Genomic DNA, 16,826 nt, shown 5'->3' with positions numbered 1-16,826 from the left:
TTTTCAGAACCATAACCGCGCTTCCACAGCTTTGAGATAGTTCCTGACCAACCGGCTCACGGGTGTTTTCTTTATCCGGAAGGGTATTTTTAAAATAGCCGCGATACTCGAAAAGAAAAACCTGAAATCAAAGCCGGATTTCCGAAGGTAAAATCCTGACCATAAAAAGGCTGTTGTGATAAAATAACCAACCGGCAGGTATTTCCAGGCAACTTTGGATTTGTTCACCCACATCATGGATAGCTGTACAGGCCTTGGTTTCCGGCCAAGCGGTGATTCCTTGTGAAACAGCTCTGCGCGCCCATCATAACCGATACAATAGCCTGCATCCAGGATCCGGTAACTCAAATCATATTCTTCCATCCCATAAAAAAAATCAGTGGGATAATCACCCGCCGCCTGCCAGGCTTCCTTCTTTATTACATGTGCGCAGCCTACATAATAGGCTGTTAAAAACCGATCACTCTCTCTATACTTCTCAAAATTCTTATGCGGAAAGGCGGTTACCTGGATTTCACGGTTATCATAATACCGCACTTTACAACCCATGGCTCCTAATGCACGATCTGCCGAAAAGGGTTGGTTCACTGCTTCCCAAAGTTTAACCAGGAACTGCGGATCTTCCACCACCACATCATCGTCCAGGAACAACATCCAATCTGCTTTGCTATGCGGCACTGCATAATTTCGTCCACCCGCCACACCCAAATTCCCCGGTGCATCTATAAACTGTACAGGCAGTTCCGGATGTTCCTGCAAATACCTGTGCACTAAACCATAATCTTCTGTGGATGCATTGTTCAGCAAAACAATATCTGATAAAAACCGTTCCCGTTGATCCAGCCGCAACAGGCTGTCCAACAGCTCCAGGGTATCACCCGGACGATTATACGTTATAATTATTATGCTGAATCCCAACATGAAACACAAATTAAACTGATTTTTGCCGTATGGCTTTTTCTCAATTGAACAAATTAGCGGCGATTGGCAACCTGGCTTTCCTGATCTCCTTCCTGATGCGCTATTTCCCCCTCTTACAGGGAAGTGTAACCGAATCAATGATTCTGATAACCGGATTGGTTGTATCTGTCGCACTTAATCTGGCCTGGATGGTCAGTTTTGTTTATTTGGGACTGGTTAAGAAATCCCGCCCCGAAATAAACATAATCAGCATACTGAATGTAATCGTTATTTTAGTTCAATTGTATTTACTCCTCGTATGATCCACCACATTGTTAAAGATAAATCCTCCCGATTGTTCATCATCCTGGCAGGCTTCTTCATCGCCAATGCCGTGATTGCTGAAATCATCGGAGTGAAAATCTTTTCACTCGAATCCACCCTGGGTATTGAAAAGGCCAATTTCACACTGCTGGGGGAATCAGGCCTTGCGTTTGACCTTTCAGTGGGAGTGCTGCCCTGGCCGGTGGTGTTCATCATGACCGATATTATCAATGAATATTATGGGGTCAGGGGAGTGCGGTTTCTCTCTGTACTTACAGCCGGACTCATCAGCTTTGCCTTTTTTGTTTTTTATTTCTCCATTTCCATGGCGCCCGCTGATTGGTGGCAGGTGTCTCAAACCGATAAAGGCGTACCCGATATGCAGGCTGCCTATACCCAGATCCTGGGCCAGGGCATGAATATTATCATCGCGTCTTTAACAGCTTTCCTGGTGGGACAATTAACCGACGCTACTGTTTTTCGCCAGATCAAAAGATTCACAGGTGAAAGAAGAATCTGGATGCGCGCCACCGTCTCCACACTGTTTTCTCAACTCATTGATACAGTTGTTGTTTCTTATATATACTTGTATTTTTCTTTGGGTTTCAGTTTTCCAAGAGTTACCGCTATCGCGATGGTTGGCTACACTTACAAGTTTACCATCGCTATTCTTTGCACGCCGCTGATTTACCTGATTCATTACCTGATTGAACGCTACCTGGGCCGGGAAAGAGCTGCCAGCATGAAGCAGGCCGCCCTGGGTTTGTAAAATCTACGTTAAAGCGTCATTTGCTCTTAAACGCTGGCCTTCAATGATGGTCTATTGAAGTACATTGGTTAACCTAAAGCTTCAATTATGCGTCAGCTTTACCTATTCTCCGGCTTCCTGTTTGCCTTCCTCGTGACTGCAACCGGGAGTTTTGCCCAGTCCTGGCCGGTCAGCTTTGACCTTTCAGGGGGCGATCGCCTTAAAGTGTATGAACCTCAGCCCACCCGGCACAACTCCGGTGAACTGGTCTTTCAATCTGCGGTAGCCTACTATCGCAATGAATCCGGCGAACCTGTTTTTGGGACCTTATGGGCAACTGCCTACACCCAGGAACAAGGTTCTTATGAGCGTTTTATGCGGATGACCATCTCCGCTTTGAAATTCCCCGCCGAAATAGACGAAGCTACAACTGGCCGTCTCTCCAGGGATCTCGAACAGGCAATTCCTGAACAGCGGGTACTGTTTTCCATAGACCAGCTGAAAAAAGGATTGGAATTACAACAGCAGAAAGAAAAACTGGCCGGCGATTTCAATAACAAACCTCCCAAACTGATCTACCGGGATAAACCCAGTTTGCTGGTGATCGTGGATGGCAATCCCATCTGGCAAAAGAATGAGAACTGGGGCGTTGAAGCAGTGGTGAACTCACCTAATACCATTGTGAAAAGCAATGGAAAAATCTATATCTACGGAGGCAATTACTGGTATTCAGCCAACCGGATGGATCAGTCCTTTACCTATACTGCCAATCCTCCTTCCAACCTGGATCGCATTGCTGCGGATGTTAAAGCAAACGCAGAAAAGAGCCAGGAGGAAACTGACAAATCCGAATTTGAATCAGAGTTTGATGAAGATGAATACAAGGGTCCGGTTGCAGAAGTGCTAGTGAGTACCGAACCGGCTGAATTGATCCAAAGCAGGGGAGAAGCAAGTTTTAGTCCTATCTCCAATACCAATTTATTATATGTAGAGAATTCACCAAATGAACTGTTCATGGATGTGAATTCGCAACAATACTATGTGCTCTTATCAGGCCGTTGGTATCGTGCTGCTTCCCTGAAAGGAAACTGGCAATACATTCCGGCAGAACAGTTGCCACAGGATTTTGCCAATATTCCGGTTGGCTCTCCCAAAGACAATGTGCTGGCCAGTGTGCCGAATACACCGGCATCCCGCAATGCATTGATGGATGCCGAACTTCCTCAAACGGCTAAGGTTGACCGAAGAACTGCTACCGCTTCTGTTGATTACGATGGTGATCCGGAGTTCCAGTCTATTGAAGGAACCCGCATGGATTATGCAGTCAACACAAACGCAACTGTAATTCGCTATAAACGCAGGTATTACCTGGTGGACAATGGAGTATGGTTCCAGTCAGGTGCTCCCAATGGTCCCTGGGTGGTTAGTACAGTTCGTCCCGATGAAGTAGACCTGATCCCTGCCCGTTACCCGGTTTATCCTGTTAAGTATGTGTATATCTATGATGTGCATCCCGATTTCATATACATGGGATACACCCCGGGCTACCTGAATACCTTTGTTTATGGTCCTACTGTAGTATATGGTACCGGATTTTATTATCGTCCCTGGTACCGCCGCTATTATTATCCAAGACCATTTACCTGGGGTTTCAATATGCACTACACTCCCTGGTATGGCTGGTCAATTGGTTTTGGTTTCCGTACCGGCTGGTTTAATGTGGGATATGGTTACCATCGCCCCTGGAATTACTGGCATGGTGGCTGGTGGGGACCTTCAGTATATCGCCCCGCTTATTGCGCACCCCGATATCGTCACTATGGCTATTATGGATACCGAAACAACACCCTGATTGTAAACAATTATTATGGAAATAATTACCGTAACTACCGGTACAACAATGTTTATCATTCGAGGCCTGCTATAACTACCAGGGATAACCGTAGATATTATGGCAATAATTATTCCGGTAATTACAATAACAGGAACAACAATGATCGCTACAATGGAAACACCAATCCAGGTGTAAGGCCCAACCGGAATTATTATGGAAGCAACAGAGATCGCGAATACAATAACCGGAACAATACACCCAACCGCAACAATGAACCTGGCAGGGTGAATCCGAACCGCAACAACAGTTATGGTAATACCAACCGGCCCGACAGAACCTATCGTCCGGGTAACCAGGGTAATACAGGAAACCGGCCACAGAATCAACCGGGACAAAGAGCTCCAATCACCCGGCCAAGTGGTCCAGAGAGAATGGAACGTTCAGGTCGCCCGCAGATCAGCCGGAATGAACCTCAACAACGCAGGCCGGAAGTTAGAAGAGAAGCACCATCTCGTCCATCTGGTGGGAACCAGGGCCGGCCGAATGGTGGTGGCGGACAAAGAAGTGGAGGCGGAAACTCCAGACCGGAGCGCAGAGGAAACTAAACATCCTTACCCATGATATAATCATCCATGACGAACCCATGGCCAATATCAAGGACAACTTCATCTTCAATTTCGAAGCCCATGGAAGTATAAAACCGAACAGCTTTGTTTTGTTTGTTCACATTCAGAACCAGGTGCGCGCCCTGATGGGTGCGCACTTCTTCTTCTACCATATCCAGTAAAGCGCGACCAATTCCTTTCCCATGCATGGAGGGCAGTACATAGAGCTTGTGTAATTTCCAGGTTGCGTCCTTCAATTTACTATAGGCTGCAAAGCCAACTTCCTGGCCTTCAATTTCAGCAATGATAAACTGGTGTTCCTGGGTTCCCATCTGCTGCTCCAGCGAATCTGGACTATACATCAGCTTTAGCATGTATTGAATCTGCTCTTGCGGAATGATGGAACTATATACTTCCGGCCAGATGGTATGTGCCAGGTAACCGATGGTTGGAATGTCATCCTGGTCTGCACTTCTGATTACTAATGCTTCACTCATTTTTCAACGCAATTTCCTGATGCAATTTAATGGCTTGCCAGGAAAGTTTTACTGCCACCAAAAAGGAAAGTACCGCAGTTCCAAAAAGCAGGCCGGATGAGACCTTGTCGGTAATCGTATTATCCTGCTGCACCAGCAGAAACAGATCATACAGGCCATGAAAAAGAACAGCTAAGAGCAGTCCCCTGATCTTGAGGCCCCATTCCCGTTCCTTTCCTACAAACCTCGCCAGGCCAAAATAATAACCCATCAATACGCCAAATGTGGCATGTGCCGGAACCGCCAGCATCATGCGCATCAAACCGGTTTGCCAGCCAAACTGGAATACATAACCGATATTCTCAAGCGTGGCAAATCCCATAGATACCATCACGCCATAAACAATTCCATCAAAGGGTTCATTGAAAAAAGCTCGCTTGTAGGCATATACACGAACCATTAACCATTTCATCAGTTCTTCTGTAAATGCAACCACTACAAAAGCGAGCAAACTGTAATAGAGCCATCCCTCTTTGGGCAGGAGCTGATTCAGCAGGTGAACCCCGGCAGTTTCAGCCAGCAAAGTGGGCAAAATAGCCAGCATGCCTAGTAGAAATGAAATAATCAACGCTTTCAGTGGTTCTTTTTCCAGTTTATCTGCTGAATAGATAAACCACATGATCGCGATACCGGGAGCCAATGCCAGGGCCAACAATTCCATAGAAGAGGTTTGCTCTGCTGAAATTAGTGAATTAATATTGAGATAGAATTTACAACATGCGAGGGCTACTGTTTTTTTTATTCGGATTTATTTTCCTTACTGCTGAGGCCCAGCAATTCGGTGGCCATCCCCTTAACCAACGCTGGAAACAGATTAAGTCGCCCCGAACACAAGTCATCTTCCCAACCGGATGGGATTCCACTGCCTTGCGCGTGGCCTCCATCATGGATAAGATTGACAGTGCTGCTGCTTTTCCATTAACCAGGAGAGTTCCCGTTCTACTACAACACCATACCACCCAATCAAACGGGTATGTGGCTTTGGCACCCTTACGAAGTGAATGGTATATGACAGCCCCCATCAATGGTTTTGAGTTGGGTAGTCTGAACTGGCCGGAACAGCTGGCCCTACACGAGCAACGACATTTTCAACAATACCTTCGGTTTAACCGGGGCGGGGCAAAAGTTTTCAGGTTCCTGTTAGGGCAACAGGGACAGGCACTCGCGAATGCTCTTACCATCCCCGACTGGTTTTTTGAAGGCGATGCCGTGTTTCAGGAAACCCTGTTAAGTGAACAGGGCAGGGGTCGTATGCCTTCTTTCTTCAATGCCTGGAATGCACTTCAGGAAGCAGGTAAACAGTATTCGTATCAGAAACTTCGCAATGGATCCCTGCGCGATTTTACCCCCAATCATTACCAGTTGGGTTACCTGCTGCTGCAATATGGACAACAACAATACGGACTTTCTTTCTGGGATAAAGTAAGCAATGATGCTGCTGCCATGAAAGGTCTATTTTATCCTTTTCAAAAAGCGATAAATCAGTATAGCGGTATAAAATTCAAAGAGTTTCGGAAGAAAGCCTTGGAACTGAATCAGGACACCGGAAAGTTTCAGCCGGTTGTCAATGAAGAAAATCCGGTGTATACAGAAACGGGCGACCTGCTCTATCTGCGTTCGAGTTATTCCGAATTACCTGCATTTTATTTGCGGTTAAAAACAGGAGAGGAGAAAAAGATCCGCGTGCGCGATCAAAGCCTGGATTCCTATTTTTCCTATGCCAATGGTAAGATCCTCTATGCGGCATACCAGCCTGATACCCGTTGGGGATGGAGAGATTATTCAGATTTGAAATTGCTGGATATTCAATCCGGCAAACAGAAGCGCATTACCACCCACGCTACCTATTTCACTCCGGCGCTTTCCTCCTCCGGAGATTCCATCATTGCTATTCTGCAGGATGCGACCGGCAAATCCTTCCTTCATTTATTGACTGCCGAAGGAAAACTGCTTAAAGAATTTCCCAATGATTCCGGTTATATCTATTCCTTCCCCCGATTCGCTAAAAATGCCCTGCTAACGGCAAGCAGGAACCGAAAAGGAGAAATGACTCTTCATGCCATTGACATGGTTACCGGTGAACACAAAGCCCTCTTTAACTGGTCCAACCATATTATCGGTTATCCAATGCCGGTAGGCGACTCTGTGTTCTTCACGATGTCGGTCAATAACCGCGATCAGACAGTGCTTTACCATGATAACAAACTGGCTTTACTGGAAACCGTCAACCGGCTTACGGGCAACTACCAGCCAGCTGTACTTAATCACGCCTACACCAGCATGCAGTTTACAGCGCATGGCTATAAGCTAAATACAAATCCTGTTACAGTAAAGGAATGGATTCCTGCAGAACAAGTCCTGGCCCTGCCCATGATACAGCAGAAAGGTTCTCAATATAATGAGGCACCTGTATCCTTTCTAAGTTATCAAACAGATACATCCCTGAAAATCAAACCCTATAAAAATATCAGTGGTTTTTTAAATTTTCATAGTTGGACACCCTGGTACGAGGAACCTGAATTCAGCCTGACTGCTCACTCGCAAAACCTGCTGAATAATTTCCAGACCAATCTATCTGCTACCTACAACCGAAATGAAGGCTTTACCAGGTTGGGGGTCCAGTCGGTCTTTGGTGGTTTCTTTCCTTATATCCAGGCAGGTTTTGATTACACCTTCAACCGGCAGGCAATTTTTCGCAATCGAAGCATTCGTTTTAATGAACTGGAGCTTACCACCGGTTTACAACTGCCCCTGAACCTGAGCAGCGGCAGGCAGTTCAGTTCCCTTACTCTTTCATCCGATTTTGTTTACAACCAACCTTATTTCAGATTGCCGGAAAAAGATTCCCTGGGCAATCGTTCCTATTCCTACCTGAATAACCAGTTGGTTTTTGCCATTCAATCGCAGCAAGCCCGCCAGCAGATATTTCCAAAATGGGCCGGTACCATTCGCGTACAATTCAGAAATGCCATCAACCGGTACTCCTCACGGCAATGGTTAGCTGCCGGTAATCAGTACTTCCCGGGATTCGCACGTAATCACAGCCTGGTGCTGGGTTGGGCAGTTGGTGGTCGCGATAGTCTGCCAGGTATTCGATTCAGCAATAATTTCCCTTTTGCACGGGGATATGAAACCCTCAACCTGTTCCGCATGCAGCGCAGTGGAATCAGTTACCATTTCCCGATTGCTTATCCGGATGCCGGACTCGCACAAATTGTCTACTTGCTTCGCGTGCGGGCAGCTGCCTACTTCGACTGGGCAAGGGCAAAAGATCCGCAACTGTTCAGTCAATCCGGCTGGGTCAATTTCAGATCAACCGGAATCGAATGTTATTTTGATACCCGGTGGTGGAACCAGTTACCTGTGAGCTTTGGTATCCGCTATGCCTACCTGTTAGATCCGGATCGCATGGGTGGTATGGGCTCCAATCGCTGGCAGTTTATTCTGCCTGTTAACCTGATCCCATCCGGGGCAGGCAAATCAGCGCAGGAGAAAAAGAAGCAATTTTCAGTATTTTAGTCCTTCTTTTGCCCATTACCCCAAAGATTCCAATATGAAACGATTGTTTTTTCTATTACCCCTTGCACTGCTTTTTATTGGCTGGATGGCCACCCAACAGGCCAATCCTACCAGCTGGATCCGGATCAACCAACTTGGTTATCTTCCCCAGGGGACCAAGGCTGCTGTGTGGGGGTCAAAAGAAAATATGTCGATTTCCACTTTTCAACTGGTGGATGTGTCTACCGGAAAAAAAGTCTTTACCGGTAAAGCTGGCACTGCATTCGGTGCCTATGGCCCCTTTCAACAATCCTATCGCCTGAACTTTTCTGCGTTCAAAAAACCAGGCCGCTATTACCTCGAAGCAGGGCAGGCCCGCTCTCCGGAATTTGTCATTTCCGATACGGCGTATAAAGGAAGCGCTGATTTTTGCCTGCGTTACATGCGCCAGCAACGTACCGGTTTCAATCCCTTCCTGAAAGACAGTTGCCATACCAGGGATGGTTATACGCTGTATGGTCCCATGCCCGACAGCACCCATATCGATGTTGTCGGCGGTTGGCATGATGCCACGGATTACCTGCAATATGCTACCACTTCCGCCAATGCTACCTATCATCTCCTGATGGCCTATCGCGATTTTCCAACTGCCTTCACTGATACCAAACAGGCAAACGGACTCGATGGCAAAAATGGTATTGCTGATGTGATGGATGAAGCTAAATGGGGGCTCGACTGGTTGCTGAAAATGCATCCCCGGCCAGACTGGATGTTTAACCAGATCGCAGATGACCGCGATCATATTTCTCTTCGTATGCCGGCACTCGACAGCCAGTATGGCAGAGGATATGAACGCCCGGTTTATTTTATCAATGGTGAACCACAACAAAGAGGAAAGTTCCTGAATAATACCAAGGGCACTTCCTCCACAGCTGCTAAACTTTCTTCTGCTTTTTCATTAGGTGCCACCCTTTTAAAGCAATCGAATCAATCTTATAGCCAGTTGCTTTCAGAAAAAGCTACTACCGCCTACCAATACGCGCTGATCAAACCTGGGGTTACACAAACTGCTTCTGTAAAAGCTCCTTATATCTATGCAGAAGACAACTGGGTGGATGATATGGAACTCGCTGCAGCCCAACTCAATAAACTTTCTGATGCGTTATCCTATGCGCAACAGGAACCCATCACTCCCTGGCTGGGAAAAGATACTGCGCATCATTACCAGTGGTATCCTTTTATCAACCTGGGACATTTTGAACTCGCCAAAAGAGCAACCGGAACAGAACGTGCAACTGTTTTATCTTATTACCAACAGGGACTTGAAGCAGTTTGGCAGAAAGCCAAACAAAACGCTTTCCACCGCGGTGTGCCTTTTATCTGGTGCAGTAACAACCTCACTACTTCACTCGCCATCCAGGGTATCTGGTACAAACAACTGACCGGTGATACCAGGTACGATGCGCTAACGCAAGCCAATATCGACTGGCTCTTTGGCATGAATCCCTGGGGCACCAGCATGGTGTATGGATTGCCTTCCTGGGGTGATACACCCGTGGATCCGCACTCCGCGTTTACGCATCTGAAAAATTATCCCATAGATGGCGGACTGGTAGACGGACCGGTTTATGGGTCCATATATGGCAACCTGATCGGTATCAAATTATTTAACGAAGATGAATATGCGCCCTTCCAGAGCTCCCTGGTAGTGTATCATGATGATTATGGTGATTATTCCACCAATGAACCTACCATGGATGGAACCGCCTCTCTTATCTATTTGTTAGCAGCGCTTGAATCGCAGTTGAAATTTGCAAAACCCTGATTTTAAAAGTGAACAACATGTTCTGTGTGGTGCGGCTTCTTGTGAATCCATCGATTGATCTGCCGGTTGAGTAATGCGGATCCACTGCCTACCAGGGCACCTGCCAGCACATCCGAAGGATAATGTACACCTAAATACATCCTCGAATAACCTACCGCGGATGCCCAACCGAAGGCTGGTACTGCCACATACCATTTGGGATACTCGAGGTACAGCGCTGTAGCAGTTGCAAATGCCTGGGAGGTATGTCCGGATGGAAAAGAGGGACTGCCACCTGCCCCGGCTTTTGGTATATCCACAGGGTAATCAGCAAAGGGGCGGTTGCGATTGACTGAAAACTTCAAAGCAGCCGTAATACCGGTTGAAATCAGGATTGTTTTGCCCACATTCCAGGCAGCCAGCTTCATGTCTTTATTTCCGGATAGTTGTCCGCCTATCAACAATCCCGCCGGCACTCCCAAACTGATCCAGTTGGTTGTATTTGAAATGAATTGCTGGAATTCGAGAGGTTCATGCCTGCGATGTTCAGCCAGTTCCACCAGGGTGGATCGATCGAAGGCAGGCGCTTGGGCAAAAAGACAAACAGGCAGCAAGCAACCCAGTTGCAGTACCACCTGTTTCCAAATACGATTATTCATGCCGGAAAAATTACCAAAATTCCGGATAACCCTATGTTAAATTCGCCAGACTGGTTTCCAATACTTCAATCTTGGCAACCGCGTCGGCTCTTTTCTTCTTCTCCATTTCCACTACTTCGGGTTTCGCATTCTGCACAAAGCGTTCATTGGTCAGTTTCTTATCGCAACTGGCAACAAAACCCTTCAGGTAATCCAGTTCTTTCTGCAGGTCTTCTTTCTGCAAACCGGTATCCACTGGTTTTTCTGATTCAATATAAAACTGATCCTTTCCAATTACCGCAGCAATGGTTTGTGGTACGGCTTCTGAAACATACCCAATGGATGCAGCATTCACCTGCTTCAGTAAAATCGATTGTATGGTATTATACAATTCAGTCTGGGGCGTATTCACAAACAACCGGATGCTTTCCTTTGGCTTGAGCTGTGCCTTGTTACGCTGGTCCCGGATGCCACTGATTACCTGCTTCAGTAATTCGCCTTCCGCCAGGAAACTTTCCTCCGATTTAGTTGCTGCTGCTGTTGGCAATGCGTCTACCGGAATAAACTGTCGCACACAAAGTTCATCTCCCCCTTTTCGATCCGCCAGCAGATGATAAATTTCTTCCGTAATGAATGGCATATATGGATGCAGCAACTGCACCAGCTCTTCATAAAATGCAATGGCCTGTTGCAGGTGCCATGCATTCACCGGCTCATCCACTCCAGGTTTGATCCACTCCAGGTACCAGCTGCAATAATCATCCCATACCAGTGAATAAATGGTTTTCAATGCTTCACTCAGGCGGAATTGCTGCATCAACTGATCCACCTCCGCACGCACCTGGTTTAACCGGCTGCGGAACCAGGCATTGGGCCAGTTCATGCTTGCAAACTGCTCAGTTTGTTTATCCGGATGGAAACTCTCCCGCTCTTTCCACATCGTGATGAGCTTGAGCGCATTCCACATTTTGTTGTTGAAATTCCTTCCCTGCTCCAGCGCCGCTTCATCAAATAGCAAATCATTTCCGGCAGGAGAGGAGATCATGATTCCAAAGCGAACGGCATCTGCTCCATACTTATCAATCAGTTCCAGCAGATCAGGTGAGTTACCCAGACTCTTGCTCATCTTACGTCCCTGCTTGTCACGCACCATGCCGGTGAAATACACATCGCGGAAAGGAATCTGCTTCTCGTATTCCATACCTGCCATCACCATGCGCGCTACCCAGAAGAAAATAATATCCTGCCCGGTTACCAACACAGATGTCGGATAGTAATACCGGATTTCTTTATTACCGGGTTCTGTAATTCCATTGAATACTTCAATTGGCCACAACCAGGATGAGAACCAGGTATCCAGTACGTCTTCGTCCTGTTTCAAATCTTCCGCACTGAAACTTACAGCACCATTGGATTGTACAAATGCCTGGTAGGCTTCTTCTCTTGTTGCTGCCACCTGGAAACTTCCATCAGGCGCATAGAAAGCCGGGATTTGTTGTCCCCACCACAACTGGCGACTGATACACCAATCCTTCACATTTTCCAGCCAGTATTTATAGGTAGCTAAAAACTTATCGCCTGGATGTATCCGGATATCACCACTAACTACTGCATTCAAAGCAGGTTCAGCGAGTTCTTTCATGCGCACAAACCATTGGGTGGAGATCCGCGGCTCCACTACCACACCTGTACGCTGACTGTAACCCAGCCTGGTACTGTATTCTTCTTCCTTCACCAACTGTCCGTTTTCACGCAATGCTTCCACCACCAGTTTACGTGCCTTGAAGCGATCCACACCTATATGAATCTGTGCAGCTTCACTTAACGTACCATCTGCATTCAGAGTGTCAACTACTTCCAACTGGTGTTTCAATCCCAGGTTGTAATCGTTGATATCATGGGCCGGCGTCACTTTTAAAGCACCGGTTCCAAAAGCTGTATCTACATAGTCATCAAAGATGATCGGGATCCTGCGGTTGATCAGGGGTACATATGCAAAAGCTCCTTTCAGATGCGCATAACGTTCATCGTTAGGGTTTACACAAATCGCCGTATCACCCATGATGGTTTCAGGTCGTTGGGTTGCGATTACAATTCCTTTACCGGCAAAGGTCTCCAAAGGCTGACCGTCTGCAGCTTCCAGCCGGTAACATACATGATATAGTTTGCCCTGGATATCCTTGTATTCAACTTCTTCATCACTCAATGCTGTTTTAGCAGATGGATCCCAGTTGATCATGCGCGCGCCACGATAGATCAGTCCCTTTTTATAGAGATCAACAAATACTTCAATAACAGCTTTATAATAATGATCATCCATGGTGAAACTCACCCGGTTCCAATCAACACTGCATCCCAGTCGCTCGATCTGGTTATAGATGATGCCACCATATTTTTCTTTCCATTCAAAAGCATAACGAAGGAATTCCTCCCGGCTCAGATCTGCCTTTTTGATGCCTTTTTCTTTTTCGAGCATCTGTACCACTTTGGCTTCTGTGGCGATGGAAGCATGATCGCTACCTGGTACCCAGCAGGCATTGAAACCACTCATCCGGGCTTTGCGCACCAGGATATCCTGCACAGTTTCATTCAGCGTATGACCCATGTGTAATACGCCCGTTACATTAGGAGGGGGGATGACCACCGTAAAGGCCGGACGTTCATCTGGTTTGCTGGTGAAATACGCCTTATCCTTCCAAATTTGTGTCCATTTGGCCTCCGCTTCCGCGGTCATAAAATTCTTAGTCAATTCCATATGCTTGCCTTGCTTTCGTGCAGGGCCGCAAAAATAAGAAAAGCTACCCGTGCTACCTAAGCCCACCTGCATCCTGCTAAAATACTTAGTATTTAATTTGTTTATGTTTGGTGTCCATACTAAATTTGAGTGTTCATTTGACGTCTCACGTTTCACTTTTGACGTCTCACATCTCACATCTCACGTCTCACATGTTTGCTATCGTCGACATAGAAACCACCGGCGGCTTTGCCTCCAGCAATGCCATCACCGAAATTGCCATCATCCTGCACAATGGCAGGGAGGAGGAGGGAAGGTATAGTACCCTGATTAATCCCGGCAGCCCTATTCCCCGCGCCATTACAGCACTTACTGGTATATCAGATGAGATGGTGATTGATGCGCCCTCTTTTGATAGCATTGCGCCTCATATTCACAACCTGCTGCAGAACCGGATTTTCGTTGCACATCATGTGAACTTTGATTATTCCTTTGTACAAAGCCACCTGGCTGAAGCCGGCTTCCCACTGCGATCTAAAAAACTCTGTACCGTCCGGTTGGCTAGGCAGGTGTTTCCAGGTCTCGCCAGTTATAGTTTAGGTAATCTCTGCAGGTCATTGTCCATCCCGATTGAAAACCGGCATAGGGCAGAAGGTGACGCAGCTGCCACCAGTATTCTATTTGCGCGTATGGTAGAAGCCGATGAAGGAAAGATCCTAACGGCTATGACTAAGGGAAAAAATGCGGAACAGTTTTTACCTCCCAATTTACCGGTGGAAGAACTGGACCAATTGCCGCAGGGACCTGGGGTCTATTATTTTGAATCAGCCAAAAAGCTGGTGCTTTATGTAGGTAAGGCAGTGAACCTGAACAAAAGAGTACGCACGCATTTTTCCAACAACGATAAAAGCAAACGAAAGCAGGACCTGATGCGCCAGGTGCATCATATCCGGTTCACGCCCTGTGCCAGTGAACTCATGGCACTGATCCTGGAAAGCCAGGAAATCCGGCAACTCTGGCCTCCTTTCAACCGCAGCCAGAAAAAATACCACCATCGCTATGGCCTCTATTGTTATGAAAACAGGAATGGCCTCATGCAATTGGTGATAGAAAAAAAGCGAACTAATTTACCCGCCCTCCACACTTTCAACTGGTTGCAGGAAGGCCACCAGTTTATTCGTCGCGTAAAAGAAAAAGTGGAACAGGGAGGCAACCTGGAATTTCAGGAGCCCGTTCTATACAATCAATACCTGACCCGTGCCATAGAAGAATACCAGCAACAATTTCCCACCGTTGCCCTGGTTGAAAAAGATCATTATTTCACCAAACGCTATGCGGTCTACCTGCTGGTAAAAGGAAAGTTTTGGGGAATGGGTTACCTGGAAGATCCCTATGCACTAGGAAACCGGTTGGATTCCTTTAAGGAAAAGATCTCCCCCTCTCCTGATAATGACTTTATCAGGGGGCTACTCTATCAGTCGCTCTCTTCCGGATCGCGAATCAGTATTCCGTTGGAAGAGTGATTTTTAGCTGCTCCAAACCACAAAAGTAACCACTGCTATGGCTGCGTAAAGAGCAAGAACGATTACCACCAGTTTAGCAGTGCTTGCCTGTGACAAATCGAACAATCGTTTCATAATTAACCGTTTAGTCCTTCAAAAAATGTTAGATGTGGATTCAGGTTTCAACGGGACGGGGTAAGCATCGCTTAATTAATTGCGACCTTTAAATATAATAAATTAAACAGATTTATCCAATTTTTGTGTAACCCCATCCAGGCAGAAAATTTTTAGCTTATTTTCATTTAAACAATACAGGTTATGAATCGAGAGCTCAGCTCCTGGTACAGTCCGGCGCTTCAAAAAGATATGCCCATCGCCAGTTATGGCCATTATGGTTTTGCCTTGTTGCTGATTCCCACCGCGGCAGCCGATTACCTCGAGTACGAACGTTTCCAACTGATTGATGCTATCGCCCCTTTTATTGAATCAGGCAAAGTGAAAGTTTTTTCCATCGATAGTATCAACCGCGAAAGCTGGATGAATGATCAGATGGATCCCCGCCATAAATCTATTCGCCACCAGCAATGGAATGATTATGTCTACAATGAAGTGGTTCCTTTTATTAAGATGAACACTTCCTATGATACCCCCATCATCGCTTGTGGTGCTTCTTTCGGCGCCCTGCACAGCGCCAACCTATTTTTCAAGCGGCCCGATCTAATCAATGGTATTATTGCCATGAGCGGGGTATACGACCTCACAGAATACACCAAAGGTTATTTTGATGAGGATGTTTATTATAACAGTCCGGCTCATTATATGCCCAACCTCAGCGACCATGCCATCCTAGAACAAATCCGGGCCAGTCATCATATCCACCTGCTCTCCGGCAGTGGAGCACATGAAGCACCGGATGCAGCGCGTAGCATGGCTTCCATCCTGTATAACAAAGGTATCTGGTATGAACTGGATATCTGGGGATCAGACATGACCCACGACTGGCCTACCTGGCGCAAAATGCTGCCCCATTACCTGGGTACCCGGTTTTAATTCAGGAGGAGAGTCCCCGGTTCAGGAGTTGAATAAATTCAGCCCGGGGGATCATTCGTGCACCCAAAGACTCCAGGTGTTCCGTATACACCTGGCAATCGATCAGCTCTACGCCTTCAGATGCCAATTGCTGCACCAGTTTGATAAAGGCAAATTTGCTGGCATTGGGTTTCAACGAGAACATACTTTCCCCAAAGAAAAAGTGACCTAATCGCACGCCATACAGGCCACCTACGAGTTCTCCCTGCTCCCAGGCTTCTGCACTTATAACAAAACCCAGTTCGTGCAGTCGCGTATACGCTTCAATTAATTCAGGCTGTATCCAGGTTCCCGGCTGGTCCCTGCGTGGCACTTTCCCACAGGATTCAATTACCCGGCGAAAAGCAGTATTGTACCGATAGTCATATTTGGGCTGGTTCAGGTAGGGCCGCATGCTTTTGTGAATCCTTAATTCATCTGGAAATAACACAAATCGCGGATCCGGACTCCACCACAGTATCGGGCCTTCATCATACCAGGGAAAGATGCCGGAACGATAGGCGAGCAGCAATCGTTCTACTGATAAATCACCCCCAACCGCCAACAGGCCATCTTCATTTGCCAACTCCACAGGGGGAAATAGTAGTGCTTCTTCCAGCAGGAAAACAGGCATA

Annotated in this window: 13 protein-coding genes; 7 read left to right on the top strand and 6 right to left on the bottom strand. The window is 46.8% G+C overall.

The window, feature by feature from the left end; translation table 11 throughout:
- Positions 1 to 3 precede the first annotated feature (3 nt).
- On the bottom strand, positions 4 to 921 hold the full coding sequence (locus L0U88_RS01005; RefSeq protein WP_234863661.1) for a glycosyltransferase family 2 protein: 918 nt from the start codon (positions 919 to 921) through the stop codon (positions 4 to 6).
- A 29-nt stretch (positions 922 to 950) separates the two neighbouring features.
- On the opposite strand from L0U88_RS01005, the gene L0U88_RS01000 reads away from it, so the two are divergent.
- The 3 genes from L0U88_RS01000 to L0U88_RS00990 all read left to right on the top strand — a co-directional run bounded on the left by L0U88_RS01000 (position 951) and on the right by L0U88_RS00990 (position 4,411).
- A complete protein-coding gene (locus tag L0U88_RS01000; protein WP_234863660.1) occupies positions 951 to 1,223 on the top strand; it encodes a hypothetical protein in 273 nt (90 codons plus the stop codon).
- Positions 1,220 to 1,993 (top strand): queuosine precursor transporter, encoded by a 774-nt coding sequence (locus L0U88_RS00995; protein WP_234863659.1) that lies wholly within the window; start codon positions 1,220 to 1,222, stop codon positions 1,991 to 1,993. The genes L0U88_RS01000 and L0U88_RS00995 overlap by 4 nt, the downstream gene beginning before the upstream one ends.
- 87 nt (positions 1,994 to 2,080) lie before the next feature.
- Positions 2,081 to 4,411, top strand: coding sequence for a hypothetical protein (locus L0U88_RS00990; protein ID WP_234864729.1), 2,331 nt, complete (start codon positions 2,081 to 2,083; stop codon positions 4,409 to 4,411).
- Here the strand turns inward: L0U88_RS00990 and L0U88_RS00985 are convergent.
- Entirely contained in the window at positions 4,408 to 4,908 is a 501-nt protein-coding gene (locus tag L0U88_RS00985; RefSeq protein ID WP_234863658.1) for a GNAT family N-acetyltransferase, read from the bottom strand. The genes L0U88_RS00990 and L0U88_RS00985 overlap by 4 nt on opposite strands.
- On the bottom strand, positions 4,901 to 5,608 hold the full coding sequence (locus L0U88_RS00980) for a PrsW family glutamic-type intramembrane protease (RefSeq protein WP_234863656.1): 708 nt from the start codon (positions 5,606 to 5,608) through the stop codon (positions 4,901 to 4,903). Before L0U88_RS00980 ends, L0U88_RS00985 begins: the two co-directional genes overlap by 8 nt.
- 56 nt (positions 5,609 to 5,664) lie before the next feature.
- On the opposite strand from L0U88_RS00980, the gene L0U88_RS00975 reads away from it, so the two are divergent.
- A complete protein-coding gene (locus L0U88_RS00975) occupies positions 5,665 to 8,466 on the top strand; it encodes a TolB-like translocation protein (protein ID WP_234863655.1) in 2,802 nt (933 codons plus the stop codon).
- Between the two features lie 34 nt (positions 8,467 to 8,500).
- Positions 8,501 to 10,270: a glycoside hydrolase family 9 protein gene (locus tag L0U88_RS00970; RefSeq protein WP_234863653.1), complete on the top strand. Its 1,770-nt coding sequence runs from the start codon at positions 8,501 to 8,503 to the stop codon at positions 10,268 to 10,270.
- A 2-nt stretch (positions 10,271 to 10,272) separates the two neighbouring features.
- Here the strand turns inward: L0U88_RS00970 and L0U88_RS20980 are convergent, their stop codons facing one another.
- Both L0U88_RS20980 and L0U88_RS00960 read right to left on the bottom strand, forming a co-directional pair.
- Positions 10,273 to 10,908 carry a phosphatase PAP2 family protein gene (locus L0U88_RS20980; RefSeq protein ID WP_289623297.1) on the bottom strand — a complete coding sequence of 212 codons (636 nt, stop codon included), beginning with the start codon at positions 10,906 to 10,908 and terminating at the stop codon, positions 10,273 to 10,275.
- 31 nt (positions 10,909 to 10,939) lie between these two features.
- Entirely contained in the window at positions 10,940 to 13,642 is a 2,703-nt protein-coding gene (locus L0U88_RS00960) for a valine--tRNA ligase (protein WP_234863651.1), read from the bottom strand.
- 191 nt (positions 13,643 to 13,833) lie between these two features.
- Between L0U88_RS00960 and L0U88_RS00955 the strand changes: the two genes are divergently transcribed.
- Both L0U88_RS00955 and L0U88_RS00950 read left to right on the top strand, forming a co-directional pair.
- Positions 13,834 to 15,144 carry an exonuclease domain-containing protein gene (locus L0U88_RS00955; protein WP_234863650.1) on the top strand — a complete coding sequence of 437 codons (1,311 nt, stop codon included), beginning with the start codon at positions 13,834 to 13,836 and terminating at the stop codon, positions 15,142 to 15,144.
- Between the two features lie 297 nt (positions 15,145 to 15,441).
- Positions 15,442 to 16,173, top strand: a complete 732-nt coding sequence (locus L0U88_RS00950) for an esterase family protein (RefSeq protein WP_234863648.1) — start codon at positions 15,442 to 15,444, stop codon at positions 16,171 to 16,173.
- 1 nt (position 16,174) lies between these two features.
- Here L0U88_RS00950 and aat read toward each other — a convergent pair whose 3' ends face one another.
- Complete coding sequence (aat, locus tag L0U88_RS00945; RefSeq protein WP_234863646.1) at positions 16,175 to 16,825, bottom strand: leucyl/phenylalanyl-tRNA--protein transferase; 651 nt, start codon at positions 16,823 to 16,825, stop codon at positions 16,175 to 16,177.
- Position 16,826: the final 1 nt, after the last annotated feature.

Source organism: Flavihumibacter fluminis (assembly GCF_021491375.1).
Lineage (GTDB): Bacteria > Bacteroidota > Bacteroidia > Chitinophagales > Chitinophagaceae > Flavihumibacter > Flavihumibacter fluminis.
Note: the sequence above shows the minus strand (reverse complement) of the source record. Positions and strands in the feature narration are given on the sequence as shown.

Coding starts and splice junctions, on each gene's coding strand:
- L0U88_RS01005 (WP_234863661.1), bottom strand. CDS start 921: ATGTTGGGATTCAGCATAATAATTATAACGTATAATCGTCCGGGTGAT.
- L0U88_RS01000 (WP_234863660.1), top strand. CDS start 951: ATGGCTTTTTCTCAATTGAACAAATTAGCGGCGATTGGCAACCTGGCT.
- L0U88_RS00995 (WP_234863659.1), top strand. CDS start 1,220: ATGATCCACCACATTGTTAAAGATAAATCCTCCCGATTGTTCATCATC.
- L0U88_RS00990 (WP_234864729.1), top strand. CDS start 2,081: ATGCGTCAGCTTTACCTATTCTCCGGCTTCCTGTTTGCCTTCCTCGTG.
- L0U88_RS00985 (WP_234863658.1), bottom strand. CDS start 4,908: ATGAGTGAAGCATTAGTAATCAGAAGTGCAGACCAGGATGACATTCCA.
- L0U88_RS00980 (WP_234863656.1), bottom strand. CDS start 5,608: ATGGAATTGTTGGCCCTGGCATTGGCTCCCGGTATCGCGATCATGTGG.
- L0U88_RS00975 (WP_234863655.1), top strand. CDS start 5,665: ATGCGAGGGCTACTGTTTTTTTTATTCGGATTTATTTTCCTTACTGCT.
- L0U88_RS00970 (WP_234863653.1), top strand. CDS start 8,501: ATGAAACGATTGTTTTTTCTATTACCCCTTGCACTGCTTTTTATTGGC.
- L0U88_RS20980 (WP_289623297.1), bottom strand. CDS start 10,908: ATGAATAATCGTATTTGGAAACAGGTGGTACTGCAACTGGGTTGCTTG.
- L0U88_RS00960 (WP_234863651.1), bottom strand. CDS start 13,642: ATGGAATTGACTAAGAATTTTATGACCGCGGAAGCGGAGGCCAAATGG.
- L0U88_RS00955 (WP_234863650.1), top strand. CDS start 13,834: ATGTTTGCTATCGTCGACATAGAAACCACCGGCGGCTTTGCCTCCAGC.
- L0U88_RS00950 (WP_234863648.1), top strand. CDS start 15,442: ATGAATCGAGAGCTCAGCTCCTGGTACAGTCCGGCGCTTCAAAAAGAT.
- aat (WP_234863646.1), bottom strand. CDS start 16,825: ATGCCTGTTTTCCTGCTGGAAGAAGCACTACTATTTCCCCCTGTGGAG.